The organism is uncultured Corynebacterium sp. (genome assembly GCF_945649885.1).
Lineage (GTDB): Bacteria > Actinomycetota > Actinomycetes > Mycobacteriales > Mycobacteriaceae > Corynebacterium.
This window is the reverse complement of record NZ_CALZFS010000009.1, coordinates 24,848-41,038: the sequence shown is the minus strand read 5'-3', so window position 1 is coordinate 41,038 and position 16,191 is coordinate 24,848. Positions and strand designations below refer to the sequence as shown.

The 16,191-nt window shown below is 60.7% G+C and carries 12 protein-coding genes; 8 read left to right on the top strand and 4 right to left on the bottom strand.

The features are described from left to right. The 4 genes from Q0M74_RS02080 to Q0M74_RS02065 form a co-directional block, all read right to left on the bottom strand. The coding region (locus Q0M74_RS02080; RefSeq protein ID WP_293951312.1) for an ABC transporter ATP-binding protein at positions 1 to 841 on the bottom strand (841 nt) is incomplete at its 3' end. A 3-nt stretch (positions 842 to 844) separates the two neighbouring features. Beyond that, positions 845 to 2,449, bottom strand: a complete 1,605-nt coding sequence (locus Q0M74_RS02075) for an iron ABC transporter permease (protein ID WP_293951310.1) — start codon at positions 2,447 to 2,449, stop codon at positions 845 to 847. A 10-nt stretch (positions 2,450 to 2,459) separates the two neighbouring features. Continuing rightward, positions 2,460 to 3,533 (bottom strand): ABC transporter substrate-binding protein, encoded by a 1,074-nt coding sequence (locus tag Q0M74_RS02070; RefSeq protein WP_293951308.1) that lies wholly within the window; start codon positions 3,531 to 3,533, stop codon positions 2,460 to 2,462. A gap of 117 nt (positions 3,534 to 3,650) precedes the next feature. Further along, positions 3,651 to 5,012, bottom strand: coding sequence for a benzoate/H(+) symporter BenE family transporter (locus tag Q0M74_RS02065; RefSeq protein ID WP_293951306.1), 1,362 nt, complete (start codon positions 5,010 to 5,012; stop codon positions 3,651 to 3,653). 853 nt (positions 5,013 to 5,865) lie between these two features. Here Q0M74_RS02065 and Q0M74_RS02060 point away from each other — a divergent pair. The 8 genes from Q0M74_RS02060 to Q0M74_RS02025 all read left to right on the top strand — a co-directional run bounded on the left by Q0M74_RS02060 (position 5,866) and on the right by Q0M74_RS02025 (position 16,154). After that, positions 5,866 to 7,650 (top strand): bifunctional uroporphyrinogen-III C-methyltransferase/uroporphyrinogen-III synthase, encoded by a 1,785-nt coding sequence (locus Q0M74_RS02060; RefSeq protein WP_293951304.1) that lies wholly within the window; start codon positions 5,866 to 5,868, stop codon positions 7,648 to 7,650. Positions 7,651 to 7,665: 15 nt separating this feature from the next. Next, complete coding sequence (locus Q0M74_RS02055) at positions 7,666 to 8,016, top strand: DUF3806 domain-containing protein (RefSeq protein ID WP_293951302.1); 351 nt, start codon at positions 7,666 to 7,668, stop codon at positions 8,014 to 8,016. Between the two features lie 144 nt (positions 8,017 to 8,160). Then, positions 8,161 to 9,174 carry a porphobilinogen synthase gene (gene hemB / locus Q0M74_RS02050; RefSeq protein WP_293951300.1) on the top strand — a complete coding sequence of 338 codons (1,014 nt, stop codon included), beginning with the start codon at positions 8,161 to 8,163 and terminating at the stop codon, positions 9,172 to 9,174. Between the two features lie 22 nt (positions 9,175 to 9,196). After that, positions 9,197 to 9,796, top strand: a complete 600-nt coding sequence (locus Q0M74_RS02045; RefSeq protein ID WP_293951298.1) for a hypothetical protein — start codon at positions 9,197 to 9,199, stop codon at positions 9,794 to 9,796. 67 nt (positions 9,797 to 9,863) lie between these two features. Further along, complete coding sequence (locus tag Q0M74_RS02040; protein ID WP_293951296.1) at positions 9,864 to 10,355, top strand: hypothetical protein; 492 nt, start codon at positions 9,864 to 9,866, stop codon at positions 10,353 to 10,355. 558 nt (positions 10,356 to 10,913) lie between these two features. Next, positions 10,914 to 13,550, top strand: a complete 2,637-nt coding sequence (locus Q0M74_RS02035; RefSeq protein WP_293951318.1) for a cation-translocating P-type ATPase — start codon at positions 10,914 to 10,916, stop codon at positions 13,548 to 13,550. A 114-nt stretch (positions 13,551 to 13,664) separates the two neighbouring features. After that, a complete protein-coding gene (hemE, locus tag Q0M74_RS02030; protein WP_293951294.1) occupies positions 13,665 to 14,744 on the top strand; it encodes a uroporphyrinogen decarboxylase in 1,080 nt (359 codons plus the stop codon). 15 nt (positions 14,745 to 14,759) lie between these two features. Next, a complete protein-coding gene (locus tag Q0M74_RS02025) occupies positions 14,760 to 16,154 on the top strand; it encodes a protoporphyrinogen oxidase (RefSeq protein WP_293951292.1) in 1,395 nt (464 codons plus the stop codon). The last annotated feature ends 37 nt before the right edge of the window (positions 16,155 to 16,191 follow it).

Here is a 16,191-nt window from a genome sequence, read left to right as displayed (position 1 = left end):
GGATGGCGATGATTGCAGTATCACCTGGCAGGAGAGTATCTACCTCACGCACCTGGTCTCGCTTCCACGCAGTGTGCAGCACGGAACATTCCACATGTTCCCCGGCGATGGTGGCAGATAAGAGGGTGGCGTCACCGATGAAGGAAGCCACCGCAGCGCTGGCTGGGGTGTTGATCAACTCAGTAGGCGTGGCGATCTGCTGCACCCGCCCCTTGTCCAGCACCACGATGCGATCAGCAATCGCAATGGCCTCGGCACGGTCATGAGTGACATGCACCGTGGTCAGCCCCTCGCGCCGGGTCAGGGCCACCAGTTCCCGGCGCAGGGAATCACGCAGGGGTTCATCAAGTGCTGAGAGGGCTTCGTCGAGAAGCAGCACGGTTGGGTCTGCAATGATCGCGCGTGCCAATGCCACCCGCTGACGCTGGCCGCCGGACAGGCTTGCAGGTTTACGCCTGCCAAACCCCTCCAGTCCCACCAGTGAAAGCGCGTGCTCAACACGCGAGCTGATCGCTGCGTGACCTACCCCGGCTCTTTTCAGGGGGTAGGCGACATTCTTCTCCACCGACATATGGGGCCAGACGGCATGTTGTTGGAAGACCATGCCCATGCGGCGTTTTTCCGGTGGCACCTGGGTCATGTTCTCTCCGGCGATTTCCAGGGTGCCGGCAGAGGGGGTGATGAAACCTGCGATGGTGCGCAGCAGGGTGGTTTTGCCGGAGCCGGAGGGTCCGACAAGCACCACGAATTCCTCCGGATGCACACTGATGGACACCTCATCCAGACCTTTGGTGCCATCGGGGAAGGTTACTGAGAGATCAGTGATGGTGATGGAGGACAAGGCTTAAATCTCCTTTTGGCTACGCACCGTGACTGAGAGTGCCACGATGCCGAGGACGGCGAACATCAACGATAATGCCGATGCCTGGTTGTAGTTTCCCGCTTGCTGCAGGTTGAACACCTGCACGCCGAGGGTGGTTGTGCCTGGGGCGATGAGCAGGATGGAGACGGTGAGTTCGCGGACGGCGGTCACAGCCACCAGGGCGGCGCCCGCGATGGCGGCGGGGATGGCCATGGCTCCGGTGGTGTCCAACAGGGCACGTACCCGGCCGGCGCCACTGATGCGGGCAGCTTCCTCCATGGCCAGTGGGGACTGGGCCAGGGGTGCGCGCACGGATTGCAGGACTAGGGCGGTGAAGGCGCAGACATAGGCGCCGAGGATGATCCAGCGGGTGTTGTAGAGATCGGTGTAGCGGCCCAGGATCAGCCAGCCGACACCGATGATCATGCCGGGAAGGGCGGTGGGCAGGAGCACCACCAGGGTCATGGGTGTGTTGGCAAGGTGACGGGTGCGGGTGACCAACACCCCGATCAGCCAACCGAGTACACCACAGATCAGGGCGGCACCCAGCGCCAGGGTGACTGAGTTGGTGAAGCCCTCAATCACCCTGGGGTTGCCCAGTGCGGCCTGGAAGTTCTTCAGAGTGATGGTGTCCAGGGTGAAGGGCACACCAGGGGCCGGCAGTAATGCGCGGTAAGCAAGGCCCAGGATCGGCGCCAGGGTGAAGATGAGTGCGATGACCCAGGAGATGATGCTCACCGGAATGCGTGCCTTGCCCAGATCAAAGTTTAGGGCCGCACCGGTGTCCTGCAACTGGGTGGAGGCATAGAGCGAAACCAGATAGTCAGCCGTCACCGCCGCGATGCCTAAGAACAGCAGCACCACACCGATGGTGGAGACCGTCTGCAGGGGATTATCCACCGTGCCAGATTCCATGAAGCGGTAGATCATGGTGGCCAGGGTTTCAAAGCGTGCCGGGGAACCGATCAGTGCCGGGATACCGAAGTCAGCCAGGTTCGCCACGGCCGTCAATGTGAAAGCAGACAGCAGCGCCGGGCGAAGGAGAGGAAGCGTGATGGTACGCAGGACTGTGGTGGTGTTGGCTCCTGCCACGCGTGCTGCCTGTTCCATATCCGAGGGGAGTTGACGCAGTGCATTGGACATCACCACATACACAATGGGGTAGGAATGGATGATGAGCAGCACCGTCACGCCGTCGGCACCGTAGATATTCCACAGTTCCGTGCCGAAGAACTTGTTGAGTCCCTGATTGGGGCCAAAGAGCTGTAGCCAGGCGATCGCCCCGATAAACGGTGGGATCAACAGTGGTGACAGTAAAAAGAGCCGTAATGCTCCCCGCCCGTGGGCGTTGCTCCGATCCAGCAGCAGTGCAATCGAGGTGCCGATGATCACCGCACCCGCCGCTGAGAGCAACGTGGTGTAGGTGGAATTCCACACGGCGGTGCCCAGCCCCTGATCCAGAAGTTGGGGGATCTGGTTCCCGCCGAGTGCAAGGCTGACCACCAGTGCCAGTGGGGAGATGAACAGGCCGAGGACAATCAGCCACACCCCCACCCGCATGAAGGTCAGCGAGGTGAGTAGACGCATGAGGTGAAACTTAGTTCATGGCGTTCTGGAACAGCTCCACCGCGGCATCCTTATCGGCGGTGACAACATTCAGATCAGGGGTCATCAGGGCGATGTCAGACAGCTCCGGGGTGCCTTCTGGGGTTCCGACATCTTCCCGGACCGGCAGATAAGCCTGGTCAACCGCCAGCTCCTGGCCTTCCATGGAGATGAGGAAGTTGATGTAGCGCTGGGCTGCTTCCTTCTGCTCAGAATCAGCGAAGATACCGGCAGGTTCGGTGATGTACGGGGAACCTTCGGAGGCGTAGATGGTGGCTATCGGGGAGCCAGCCTCAGCCAGGTCACGGACCAGGTAGTCCACCACCACACCGACAGGGCGCCCACCGCCGGCGATCTCCTGGGAGGTCGGGCCATTGGACTGGGCGATCATCGGCTTGTTTTCACCCAGGGCGTTGATCCAGTCCTCACCGAGGGCCGGATCATTTTTCCATACAGAGGCATTGAAGGCCGCGGCACCGGAGACAGCCGGGTCAGGCATGACCAGCATCTCGGCGTATTTCGGATCGGTCAGATCGGCCCAGGACTGAGGCAGATCAGCCTCATCCACAAGGGTGGTGTTGTAGGCGATGACGGTGGGGATGATACGGGTGCCCACGTAGAAGTTCTCATCATCACGGGCCTCTTCGATGACCACAGAGGTGTCAACATTCTCCAGTTCCGCCAGGTCTCCTTCGGCAGCATAGGATTCGAAGGTGGGGGCATCCGCAGCCCAGAGAACATCTGCCTCAATGGGACCAGAGGCCTTTTCTGCCGCGATGCGGGCAGTCAGATCACCGGTGCCGGCGCGGTAGACCTCCACGTTGACATCCGGGTTGGCCTCCATGAAGGCCGCATTGATCTCATCGACCTTCTCCTCCGGCTCAGAGGTGTACACCGTGATGGTGACCTGCTCACCGGAGGAAGCCTGGCTGCTGGCATCAGAACCGGATGCACCGGTGGTGGCATCCTCTGCTTCTGGTTCGGAGCAACCCGCCAGGAGTGCAGCGGACGCTCCGATGGCCAGTACGGAGGAAACGGTGCGACGGTTGAACATACGCGGAGTCATGGACGTGCCTTTCGTGAAAGAACAGGGAGCACAGGATTTACGTGTGCTGACAAAATTTCATCTTTTCACGCTTATGGCGGTTGCGCTGGGTAACTGGTGGGTAATTGGCAGCCGTGCTTAACCACGCACCCGTGACGGGTTGGTGGTGGGGTTGGTGGCAGGGGCTGCAGCGTCGGTGGTGTCGACGGTGACCTCAGCAGTCTCCGCGCCAGTGTCCACAGGCTTGGCTGTCGGTGCTGTGGCTGGTTCTGCCTTCTTTGTTTTCGGATCCATGAAAAACGCGATCAGGCAACCGAATACGATGCCCCAGAAAGGTGCGGTGATGCCCAGCAGGGACATCTCTGACACCGTGACCAGGAAGCACACCAGTGCGCCGGTGGAGAAGGGGCCGGAGAACCCTGCCAGGAAGGCATTCTTCAGAGGTGTCAGCATCGCGATGCCCGCCAGGCCTGCGATGAAGGAAGCCGGCATGGCCAGCATGAAGCCGACAAAGGCTGGGGAGAACAGGCCCACGCAGATGGCACCGGTGGCGGTGACCATGGCTGCGACATAATGACGTTCCTTGTTGGGCCCAGCCACGATCAGTGCATTGGTGGGACCGGTCAGGCAGGTGGTGACATTGCCGATCAGCGCCATCGGGATGGAGACCAGACCACTGACTGCCGATGCCAGGTTCACTCCTGGCTTATGGCCTGCTGCCTGCAGCACGGCTATGCCCTGGCCATTTTGCACAATGACCACGGTGATGGCCAGCGGGATGACCAGCTCAGTCATGGCAGCCAGGGAAAATTCCGGGGCGATGAACACCGGTGTGGCAAGCGCACCGTTATCCAGGATGCCGGAACCCAGTTGACCGGTGATGATCGCGATAAGTGTGCCCACCACCGCGGCAACCGCCACCGGAGGGGCAATAGCTGCAAGTTTCGGGGTCGCACTCAAAGCCACGAAGATGAGGATCATCGGGATGGTGAGCAGGGGATCACCGGTGGCTGCGGTGATGAGGTCAAGACCGAAACGTAGGAAGATTCCGGCCACCATGGCCATCACGATCGTCGGTGGTAGTACCGCCATGATCTTGCCGATCAACCCGGTCCAACCCAGGAGGAACACCAGCACGGCTGTGGCCAGATAGGCTCCGACCACCTCATGGAAGTTCAGGTGCACCAGGGCGTCACCGGCCAGGACGGTTCCGGGGATGGTCCAGAAGTAGGCCTGGGGGCTGCGGTAGAGATAGGTCAGCAGCAAGGTGAGCACACCATTGCCCAGGAAGGCGCCGAAGATCCAGGAAGAGGTCTGGTCCGGGCTGAGGTTACCGGCTGCAGCGGCCGCTAGGATCACCGCGATCGGCCCGGATGCGGAGAAGATCAGGGCCACCAGTCCATTGCCTATTTCCTGCGGACCGAGGTCGCGGAAGATCTCACGGACCTTGGGGCGGGTCAGGTGCGGTTTCTCAATGGCCAGCAAAGGGGATGCGCCCATGGACAAGGCTCCTATCTACAAGGGGAGAACAGGCAGACAGCACGAGAGGACTTCAATGCGCAGTCCTGCTATCTGCAATGCAATACATGGGCGACAGTGTGGCACATGACACTTAGGGTCATGGGTGGGTTACCCCTCACCAATGCTGTGGTGTGGTGTGGGGGTGGCGGAAAAGTGCTGGATGGGGGACTGGTGTGCACGCAGCAGAAGTTCGCTTCCCGCACATCAGTACCCCCATCGAACGTTTTTCAAGGGGTGTGTCGCCCCCTGTGAGGTTGCCTCTGCCCGTCCCCTTTTCTGAGACCTTCATGGCCCTCGTGGGGGTGCGAGAGCCTTTTTAGGGGGAGTGCTCTCCATGAAGTTGTACCGTCTGTGGAACGCGATCACAGGCAGTGCAGCTCGCATCACCATCTGGGGTGTGGGGAAGGTGGGAGAAGGTGTTGAGCTGGATAAACCACCCCTTTTTTAAAATCTTCCCGTCAATCCGTCCCATGGGGTGGGGTTGTTCTGTGGGCTGGATGGCATGGTGGTGGGGAAAGGTGGAAAGCGACACGTTTTCGTAAAACGCCGACACTGAATTATCGTGTATATACCACACGGTGAACGCCCCTCAAGCGGGTGGTCGCTTTTGACCACATCAGTTGCGGATCCCCATGTGAAGGGACCGCCCACACAGCTTGAAGCGGGCGTGAATTTGTGCGCCGACCAGTTACGTCCTAATCCGAAAACGGTCAGTGTTCATCACCTACCGGCAGTGTCCTTTCCGCCTCACACGCGAAACTCTTAAGGATGATTGTTGCCGGTGGTTGGTGAGCGTTGGTTGTTGTCGAGACAAGAACTAGAAAAGATATTGATGACTATCGCCCAAAAGGCCGAAATGGCTGATACCACCGGGATCGAGACCAGCCAGGTTCTCGATACCACCGGGGTTGAAACGCACGCTCCCCGCCGGCTTGTGACAGTCGTGTCTAATGACGACGTCGCGGAAGAGTTAATTCCAGGCAGGGTCATCTTTGTTGGAGCAGGGCCGGGCAATCCGGATCTGTTGACTGTTCGCGCCCGCGAGGTGCTGGGTCATACTGTCCGCGCCGTTACCGACGCTCAGGTACTTGATGGTGTCCGTGATTTTGTCGCTGCTGAACTGCCCGTGCCGGAGGAGAAACTCCAGGCCGCCGCCGATGAATATGAGCGCATCTGTGCTGAAGCCAAGGAAAGCGGTGCCCGCCGCAGGCCGGCACGCCCAGCACCACCGACTGCCGCAGAGATCATCGAAGTTGAAGATACCGATCCCCAGCGCATCGCTGAGCTGCTGTCTGAGGAACTGGCCAAGGGCGGAGATGTCATCCGCCTGGTCACCGGCAACCCACTGAGCAGTGATGCCACGCTGGCGGAGATCACCGCTGTTTCTGAAGCCGGCATGGAATTCCAGGTTGTGCCCGGCATGTCCCTGCCTGCCACCGTCCCGGCCTTCGCCGGCATCGCCCTGGGCTCTACCTACACCGAGACTGATGTCAGCCGTAACGGTGTGGACTGGGATCAGCTGGCCAGCGCCCCGCAGCCACTGGTGCTCCAGGCCCGCGCCGAGGACCTGGTCAGTATCGCCACGGAACTCAAGGCCCGCGATATGCCACTGGACCTGCCGGTCTCTGTCACCGTCCACGGCACCACCCGTATGCAGCGCACCCATGACACCACCCTCGGTGCCCTGGCCAAGCTGGATGCAGAACTGCCCGGCCCACTTGTCGTCACCCTTGGCCGTGGTGTCGATGACCGCGCCAAGTACTCCTGGTGGGAAAACCGCGCGCTTTATGGGTGGCGTGTGCTGGTGCCCCGTGCCAAGCCACAGGCTGCCATCATGAGCACCCGCCTGGCCACCCACGGTGCGATCCCGCAGGAGGTGCCGACCATCTCCGTGGAGCCACCACGCAATCCGGCCCAGATGGAACGCGCCATCAAGGGCATCGTGGAGGGCCGCTACCAGTGGGTCGTGCTCACCAGCGTTAATGCTGTGCGCGCCGTCTGGGACATGATCACCGAATTCGGCCTGGATTCCCGATCCTTCGCCGGCGTCCGCATCGCCGCCGTCGGTGAGAAGACCGCCGCGGAGATCCGCGCGCTGGGTATCACCCCGGAACTGTTGCCACCGCGCACCCGCCAGAACGCCCAGGGCATCGTCGACGTCTTCCCGGAATACGTCGAAGAACTGGATCCAGTGGGCCGCGTCCTGCTGCCCCGTGCTGACATCGCCACCGATGTGCTTGTCGACGGCCTGGTTGAACTCGGCTGGGAAGTCGATGATGTTGTCGCCTACCGCACCGTCCGCGCCGCACCACCAAGCGCTGATATCCGCGACATGATCAAGTCCGGCGGATTCGACGCAGTGTGCTTCACCTCCTCATCCACCGTGCGCAACCTGGTCGGCATCGCCGGCAAGCCCCATGCACGCACCATCATCGCCTGCATCGGGCCGATGACCGCTGACACCGCCCGTGAACTGGGGCTGCGCGTGGATGTCATGCCGGAGATCGCCGAGGTTCCCGACCTTGTCGACGCCCTGGCGGAGCACGTCTCCGACCTGCGTGCCAAGGGCGAACTGCCACCGCCACGCAAGAAACGCAGGCGTCGTAAAGTCTCTTAAATAAAGTGGGCGGGCATGAATATCCAGCAGCCCGACCCCAGAGATACCTCCGGGTGGATCACCAGCCTCCTGCGCGCCGCGCGGGAGGCTGGTGTCGCTTCCGACGCACCCCAGCTCTACGCAGACTTTGCAGACACCGTCGACCAGTACAGCGCAGCACTGGGTGGGGAGGAAATCGACCCCACCCCCCTCCAGCAGATGTTCGGCGTGGTCGTGGGGGAGTACCTACGCTCACAACTGGGTATGGAGTGGGGGTGGTCATCACCGATGACTACGGCAGGGATCTGGCCATCTGGGCACGCGCTGCAGATAGCACCGATGTGTACTCCTGCCCCACACCGTGGTGGTGGGCAAGCGTTTCTCTGAAGCCTGTGAAAAGGGACAGCTGGAGAGTTTCTGCACCCAGTTCCTGCTGGTCTCCACAGCTCAGCTGCAACGCACCTAAGCCTATGATGTGAGGCCTATGATGTGAGACAAAGCTTGTTTACTGAGAAAGGCCGTTCCCCTTCCATGTCTTCTGATTACAGCCAGCACCTGATCCGCCGCCCACGCCGCCTGCGCTCCAACCCGGCCATGCGTGAACTGGTGGCAGAAACCTCACTGCGCCCAGCCGATCTCATCCTGCCGATGTTCGTCGCCGATGGCCTGGATGAGGCCCGCGAGATTTCCTCCATGCCCGGTGTCTACCAGCACACCCATGACTCCCTGCTGCGCACCATCCAGGAAGCACTGGATGCCGGTATCCGCTCCGTGGACCTTTTCGGTGTCCCACTGGACTCCGACAAGGACGGCGATGGCTCCCAGTCCTGGAACCCGGACGGCGTGCTCAACCGCGCCCTGGCAGCCGTGCGCAAGGAATTCGGCGATGACATCATGATCATGTCCGATACCTGTCTGGATGAATTCACCGACCACGGCCACTGCGGTGTGGTGCGCACCGACCGCCACGGCGAGATCGTGGTGGACAATGACGCCACCCTGCCCCTCTACCAGCAGATGGCCGTGGCCCAGGCCCGCGCCGGTGCCCACATCGTCAGCCCCTCGGGCATGATGGACGGCCAGATCGCCGCCATCCGCTCCGCCCTTGACGCCGAAGGCTTCCAGGACGTGGCCATCATGGCTTACTCCGCTAAATACGCCTCCGCTTTCTTCGGGCCTTTCCGCGAAGCCGTCGGCTCTTCCCTGGAAGGCGACCGCCACACCTACCAGCAGGATCCCGCCAACCTGCGGGAATCCCTCCTCGAGGTGGAACTGGACATCGCTGAGGGGGCAGACATGGTCATGGTCAAGCCGGCCCTGCCCTACCTGGACGTGCTGGCCCGCGTGGCTGAGATGTCCCCGGTCCCTGTTGCCGCGTACCAGGTCTCTGGTGAATACGCGATGATCAAGGCTGCCGGCAGCAATGGCTGGGTGGACACAGACGCCGTGATGATGGAATCACTGATCTCCATCAAACGTGCCGGAGCCAACCAGATCCTCACCTACTTCGCCCTGGATGCAGCACAGAAGCTGAACCAGCGTTAGAGCACGCTAAACTAGGAACCCTATGAGCACGCCGAGCAGACACCACACCCCAGTTCCACCATCATCATCAACCTCTGGACAGGAGGGCCCTGGAGCTTCTGGGGCTTCCGGAGAAAACAAGAAGCCGGAAACCCTCCGGCAGATCATCCAGCTGTGGTCAGTGATGGTGATCCTGGAACTGGTGCATCAGATTCTCAACGTGATCATGGGGCTGATCGACCCCGCCGCGATGCGCGCCGCCGCCCGGGAACAAAGCGCCACCGACACCATGTCGGATGCGATGATCAACTCCACCGTCACCGTTGCCACCCTGCTGATGGGACTGATCAACCTGGCCATCGTCGGTGTGCTCGCCTGGATGATCATCATGGTCAACAACAAGAGCAAGAAAATGCCCACCGCATTCCTGCTCCTGACGATCTTCACCTTCTTCTTCGTCTTCCGCGCCCTGCTGCTCTTCCTGGCCAACCCCTCCAATGACGTCCCCGTGGCGCTCTACGCCATCGACGGATCCATCCAGATCCTGCTGGCCGTCGCCGGAGTCATCGCCTACATGCTGGCACGCCAACCAGAAGTCATCGAATGGATCGGCCCACGCCTGCCACAAAACCGTGAGAAATAATTCACAGTTTTTATCCTCATTTCATAGCTACTCATAACCATCGGGAGTTCCCACAACCATGCCCAGCATGTTCCCCACACCAGCATCCGGTGGCGATGACATCAACCGCCGCCCCCACAACACCGGCGACAACCCGGGCATCCCCACCGCCCTGAAATGGTCCTTCGGCATCTACCTGGGCACCGCCGTCCTCATGATCCTGACTGCATTGGTCATGTTCACCGCCGGCTACACCGGACCGGAAGATGTGGATGCTGACTACATGGATGTGGTGGTGACCAACCAGAAGTTCATCGGCTCTCTCAACGGACTGGCAGGCGTGGCGATCGTGGCACTGGCCTCCCAAGTTGCCCGTAGTGGAAAAAACATCCGACGATTCCTGCTGGCACTCTCCCTGCTGGTGGTTCTGGTTGACCTGCTCTCCTTTGTCACCCGCGCCGGTGGCCCCTCCCTGGCAGTGATCGCCATTCTGGTGGCCTTTGCCACCCTCCTCCTCTTCCGACCTGCCGTGAGCGACCTGGTTGAGGAGAACCACCGCGCCAAGAAGATGAAAAAATAGGTTTGCTGGTTTCTTAAAAACCTGATCCTCTTTCCCCGCGGCGCTCACCAGGGAAGGGGGATTTGTGCTGTCTTACGTTGCGCGTAATGCTCTCGTGCACACGCAGCAGGTGGGGGGGGGGCGAGGTGTTATTTCTCGACACCGCCTTCTCACCCAGCCCTGGACGTGGTGAGATCCTGCACCCCTGACCGGAAAAATGACAACACTCCATCTTGCCGTTCAAGCACTCATCCAGGTGCCTCCCCTCAGGGAATTCTTTCCCCACCCCGCAACGCCTTGAGAGGCTGGAGGCGGCCTGTCGCACCACCACCCTGGCTAAAGGCCTTTCAAGAGTCGGGCACTGACAGGAAGAACCTCCCTCCGGACAGCAGTTCCTGAACTCAGGTGTGGGGATGGCTGCGTTGAGAGCTCTATACTTTGGGCACAGCTTCAAGACCTGAGCCTTCTTTCTTCACCAGGGAAGGACACTGCAGGAACTGCAGGAACTGCAGGAAAGGAAGGCCGACTGCCGTGAAAGACAAAGCCAAAAAAACACCGGTGCCGGACTCCGCCAGATCTGTGACTGAACTGGACGACACAGTCGTGGATGCCATCAGCGATGCCAAAACCGCAGCACTCAAGGCTGGAGTCGGTGTGGCATCCACACATCATGGGGATGAAGATGATGATCCCCTGGCCGGTGGCAGGGTGTCATTTTCCTTCGACCTGGAAGGTCTGGATGGAGCACCATCCCTGATCACCATCGAAAAAACCCTGGAGGAGATCCCCGGGGTCACGGTTACCATGGTCTATCCCAGCGCGATGGCCTGGATTTCCGCCCCGGAGACAGTGGGACCGGATCAGCTGGTGGAGGTATTCGCCCGTTTCGGAGTGGACGCACATCTCACCCCCTCATCGTTGTTACGTCGGGCGCAGCGCCTCAAGTCAGATTCCGGCGGTACAGCCGCCAACCTGGACATGACCATGACCCGCAACAGGCAGCGCCGGATGAGCTCCTCAGGGATCAGTCCCAGGGTTCGTAGACATGCCCGGGAAGAGATGCTCAGTGTGCTCCGGGCACGCGAAGCCGGATGGATCTCCACAGCGCATAAAAACCTCAACCGGGATGGCCAACCAGGCACCACCGGAGATGTGTTGTTCACCGCCCGGGCACTGATCACCACACGTCGCTTCTGGATCTGTCTGCCCCTGGCATTGCTGGTCCTGGTGGTCTCCTCCATCCCACCACTACAGTTTGACTATTGGCAGTGGGCCTCAGCCCTGATCGCATTACCAGTGGTCACCTGGGGTGCCTGGCCCTTCCACCGCGCTGCCGCAGGAGGGGTGCGCCGCGGACTTTCCGCCCTGGACGCCACCAGCTCCCTGGCCATCTTCACCGCCTACACGTGGTCACTGGCCATACTGATCTTCACCCCGTCAGGAGACCCAGGGTGGCAATCACACCCCACCTGGTTCGCCTTCAACCACGGCGTCCACTCAGAAAGCGAAGTCTTCTTCGACGTAGCCTGCGGCATCACCGTATTACTCATCGGCGGCCGCCTCCTGAGCCGGAGATCAGCACAGTCCAGCCTCCTGGCGGAGTTGGAACACCTCCAAGCCAAGCCACAGAGCATGGTCACCGTCGTACGGAAACACAAAATGACCCGCATCCCGGAGAAACTGCAGATCCCCATCCAGGAAGTCCGCGTCAACGATGATGTCATCGTGCCACCCGGAGCCATGATCCCCGTGGACGGCGTGGTCATCGGTGGCGGATCACGCATTGCCCCCAGCATCATCATGGGCCGAGATCATCACCCCGTGAAAGTCCAGAGCAAGGTTTTCGCCGGCAGCCTCAACGTGGACAGTGAGATCAAAGTCCGGGCCGTCCGCACCGGACACCGCACCCGCATCGCCGCCGTCTACCGCTGGGTACGCGAAGCCACCGTCAAAGAAAACCGCCACAACCAGGCCTCCCTGAAATCAGCCGCCACACTCGTACCCGTGGCCTTCACCCTGGCCATCGTGGACTTCATACTCTGGGCATTGATCTCCGGCAACATCAACGCAGCCTTCATCACAGCACTGTCCATCCTCGCCGGGGTGGGACCGGTATCCCTGGCCGTCTCCACAGCCCTGGCCACCAGAAACTCCATTGAAGCCGCCGCGCGCCGGGGTGTATTGGTCAGCTCCGGTGAGACTCTGAGAGTTCTCGACGATGTGGACACCGTCATCTTCAACCGTCTGGGAACACTCACTGATGGACAGATGACGGTGGAAACCATCACCGCGGATAAAGGCGAGGATCCGGAACTGGTGCTGCGTGTCGCGGGTGCTCTGGCCATGGAGTCAGAACATGCGGTGTCGCGGGCACTGGTCCGTGCGGCACGTGAAGCCCGTGATGCCGGATCCGACCATATTCCGCAGTGGATTGAGGTCGGTGCTGTGGAGATCACCCAGGAAGGTGCCTTCCGGGCCACAGTCGAGATCCCCTTCACCGGCCCCGACGGGGCCATACAGACCAGGGCGGTGGAGGCACTGCTGTGGCGTCCGCGTTCCATGACGGAGGTGCGTTCCCAACTCAGTCCCCGCCTGGCTGCGGCCTCAGTCTCCGGAGGTGCCCCGTTGATCGTCCGGTGGAAGGGCAAGGACAGGGGAGTGATCACCCTGCACGATGATGAACGCCCCGACACCACCGATGCGATCATTGAGCTTGAGGATCAGGGCATTGACACCATGATGCTCAGCAGGGACACCTACCCGGTGGCCCGACGTTTCGCCGACAGCCTGGGCATCACCCATGTGCTGGCGGGCATTGCCCCGGACAAGAAACCCCAGGCTGTCCGTGCAGTGCACACCCGTGGTTCCACCGTGGCGATGGTGGGGGATGGGTCAGTGTTGGATTCACTGCGCGTGGCTGATGTGGGTGTGCTCATGGAGGTGGATGATCCCGCGGAGATCCGGGATGATTCTGATGATCCGGCAGCAGATGTCATCATGTTGCGCAATGAGATCAGCACGGTGCCCAAACTCTTCCGATTGGCGCGCCGTTATGTGCGTCTGGCCAATGCCAATATTGCCCTGGCCTGGTTTTATAATATTACCGTGGTGATCCTGGCTGCAGCGGGTCTGATCCATCCGATGGCGGCCACGGTGTTGATGTTGGCCTCCTCACTGGTTATTGAGTGGCGTTCCAACCGGGCACGTCGTTTCTAAGCCCCCCGATATAACAAAGAAAACCCTGATATCCACCCTAAGATGGACATGGCCCACCGGCATAAGGTGTAGTTTCTTTTCCCAAATTTTGATTGATGGGGCAGTATTGAGGACATGTCTTCTGAGCTGATTTCTGCAAAGCGTCGTGTTCTGAACAACGCGCCCGTCATTGATGCCGCTAATGGCAAGACCCCAACCCGCACCCCGGTGTGGTTCATGCGCCAGGCGGGACGTTCCCTGCCTGAGTACCTGAAGCTCCGCGAGGGCACCACCATGCTGGACTCCTGCTTCCTGCCGGAGATGCTGGCGGAGATCACCCTGCAGCCGGTGCGTCGCCACGATGTCGATGCTGCGATCCTCTTCTCTGACATCGTTGTGCCACTGCGTGCCGCAGGTGTGGGCGTGGAGATCGTCGCAGGCCGCGGTCCAGTCATGGATAAGGCTATTCGTACCCGTGCAGATATTGATGCCCTCCCGATCCTGGACCACGAGGTCACCGAGGTCACCCAGGGCATCGACATCATCCTTGATGAGCTGAAGGACACTCAGGCACTGATCGGTTTCGCCGGTGCACCCTTCACCCTGGCCAGCTACCTGATCGAGGGCGGCCCGTCTAAGAACCATGAGCGCACCAAGGCCATGATCCACGCGGAGCCAGAAACCTGGCACGCACTGATGGAACGCCTGCTTCCTACCGTGATCAACTTCCTCAAGACTCAGATCGACGCCGGCGTGGACGCTGTCCAGCTCTTTGACTCCTGGGCTGGTTTCCTCACCGAACGTGATTACACCGAGCACGTGCTGCCCTACTCCACCCGCATCATGGAGGAGATCGAGCAGTACAAGCTGCCACGCATCCACTTCGGTGTGGGCACCGGTGAACTGCTGGGTGCGATGAGCCGTGCAGGCTCAGAGGTCATGGGTGTGGATTGGCGCGTACCTTTGGATAAGGCAGCTGAACGTATCGCTGCGGTATCCGGGCCGAAGGTGCTTCAGGGCAACCTGGATCCGGCACTGCTTTTTGCCGGCACCGAGCCGTTGACGCGCGAGATCAAGCGCATCAAGGACGAGGCCGCAGCAGCGATTGCTGCAGGTCATGCCACCGGTCATATCTTCAACCTGGGTCACGGCGTCATGCCGAACACTGTTGCTGAGGATATCACTGAGGCTGTTTCCATCATCCACGCTTCTTAAAAGGAAAGTTTCTACATGCGCATCGCCATCATCGGCGCGGGGCTCGCGGGCCTGACCGCCGCCTATGAAATCCACCAGGCCGACCCTTCCGCACACATTGATGTGTTGGAGGCAGGGGAGCGCATCGGTGGAAAGCTCTTCACCGTGCCCTTTGAATCCGGTCCCACCGACATGGGCGCCGAGGCCTATCTGGCCACCCGCACCGATGCCACCGAGTTCTTCCACGAGCTCGGCCTGGCCGATTCGCTCGTTGCACCATCTGGTGCACGTTCCCAGTTCTTCGCAGGCGGTCAGCTGCGTCCCATGCCCCGCGGCGGCGTCATGGGCATTCCTTCCAGTGCGGCAGGTTTGGAGGAGATCCTCTCTATCGAGACCAGGGAGCGTATCGACGCAGAACACGACGCCGATCCCATCACCTGGGAGGTCGGCTCAGACCAGACCGTAGGCGCACTGGTGCGCGCCCGCTACTCCGATGAAGTGGCAGATGTCCTGGTCTCCGCACTGCTGGGCGGGGTGTATTCCTCATCCGCTGATGATCTGGGTATCCGGGCCACCGTCCCGGCCCTGGCGCAGGCACTGGACCGTCTGGCTGAATCAGGCGAACCTGTCACCTTGAGTGCTGCGGTGAAACTGGTGGAAGCCGAACGCGCAGAAGCCAAGAAGAACACGGAAACCACACCGATCTTCCAGACCTTCAAGGGCGGCTATGCCGAACTCTATGAAGCACTGGCGGATAAGTGCGGTGCTGACATCCACCTGGATTCCTTCGTCTCAGCCATCACCCGTGATGGAGCCGGATTCCAGATCAAGGGTGGGGGAGAAGGCACCTATGACAAGGTGATCCTCGCCGTCCCCGCTCCCACGGCGGCAGTTCTGTTGCGCAATCTCGCACCGGAGGCAGTCCCACACCTCAAGGCCATCAAGCTGGCGTCCTCTGCCGTGGTGGGCATGCGTTTTGATTCTGATGCAGGTCTGCCGGATGTCTCCGGTGTCCTGATTGCTGTTGGTGAGCCGGATGTCACCGCTAAGGCGTTCACCTTCTCCTCCAAGAAGTGGCCACACCTGGGTGATCGCGGTGGCGCCCTGGTGCGCGCATCCTTCGGCCGGCTTGGCGATGAAAGCACCGCCCGCATGGACGAGGACGCACTCGTGGATGCCGCACTCGATGATCTGCAGAAGATCACGGGCTTTGATGGCCGTGAAGCAGGATTGTCAGAAATCTTCGTGCAGCGCTGGTTCGGTGGACTGCCGAGCTATGGCGTTGAACACATCATCACCGTCGCAGCAGCTCGCACAGCCATTTCTCAGGTGCAGGGCGTGGAAGCCATCGGAGCTTGGGCTTCAGGCGTGGGCGTGCCCGCTGTCATCGCCGATGCGAAGGCAGCAGTCGCACGCCTGTTAACCGCATAGGTTTCCCTTTAATAATTAACGAGATTGGTTTGAGAGG